Annotated in this window: 1 protein-coding gene; it reads left to right on the forward strand. The window is 72.6% G+C overall.

Features of this window, described 5'->3' with window-relative positions; all coding sequences use genetic code 11:
* Positions 1-101: 101 nt before the first annotated feature.
* Positions 102-1,055 (forward strand): protease modulator HflC (hflC, locus tag IBL26_RS25430; protein ID WP_241749742.1); only part of this gene is annotated, 954 nt, incomplete at its 3' end.

Genomic DNA, 1,055 nt, shown 5'->3' on the forward strand with positions numbered 1-1,055 from the left:
CCCGGCAACGGCGCTGCCCCCGCCGCCCAGGCGCCCCGCGCGCCCGCCGCCGCGGCGCCCGTGCCGCCTGCCTTGCTCAACCGCCAGACGGGAGCCGCTCGATGAACCGCATGCTTCTGCTGGCCGGCGTCGCCGTCGTCGCCGTCACGGCCGCCGCCTCCACCCTGTTCACCGTGCAGCAGACCGAACAGGTGATGATCACCCAGTTCGGCCAGCCCATCCGCATCATCAGCACGCCGGGCCTGCACGCCAAGATCCCGTTCATCCAGTCGGTGGTCTCCTTCGACCGGCGCCTGCTGGACTTCGACCTGGCCGGCGAGGAAATGATCCTGGGCGACCAGCGCCGGCTGATTGTGGACAGCTTCACCCGCTTCCGCATCACCGACCCGCTGCGCTTCTTCCAGACCTCCGGCGCGCTGGAGGCCGGCATCCGTGGGCGGCTGTCCTCGATCGTCTCGTCCTCCCTGCGCCGCGTACTGGGTAACGAGCCGCTGCTGTCCGTGCTCTCGGCCGACCGCGCGCGGATCATGAACGAGATCAAGCGGCAGGTGAACGCCGAGGCGGCCCAGTTCGGCATCGGGGTCGAGGATGTCCGTATCCGCCGCGCCGACCTGCCGGAGGAGAACACCCAGGCCGTGCTCAGCCGGATGCAGTCCGAGCGTGAGCGCGTGGCCCGGGAGGCGCGCGCCGAGGGTGCCGAAGTGGCCGCCCGCGTCCGCGCCGGCGCGGACCGCGACCGTACCGTGCTGCTGGCCGAAAGCCAGGCCCAGGCCGACGTGCTGCGCGGCCAGGGCGAGCAGGAGGCGATCGGCCTGTTCGCCGCGGCGTTCGAGCAGGACCCGAACTTCTTCCAGTTCTGGCGCACCATGCAGGCCTACCGGGAAGCCTTCTCGGCCGGCGATGCGCGGCTGGTGCTGACGCCGGATTCGGAGTTCTTCCGTTACTTCCGCTCCAGCCAGCCGGGCGTCCCGTTGGCCGGCGTCACCGAATCCCCGCGCGCCGTGCCCGGCGCGCCGGTGGTGCCGCCCGCGGCCGCGGCACCCGCCGCGCCCCAG

The organism is Teichococcus aerophilus (assembly GCF_014490485.1).
GTDB lineage: Bacteria > Pseudomonadota > Alphaproteobacteria > Acetobacterales > Acetobacteraceae > Pseudoroseomonas > Pseudoroseomonas aerophila.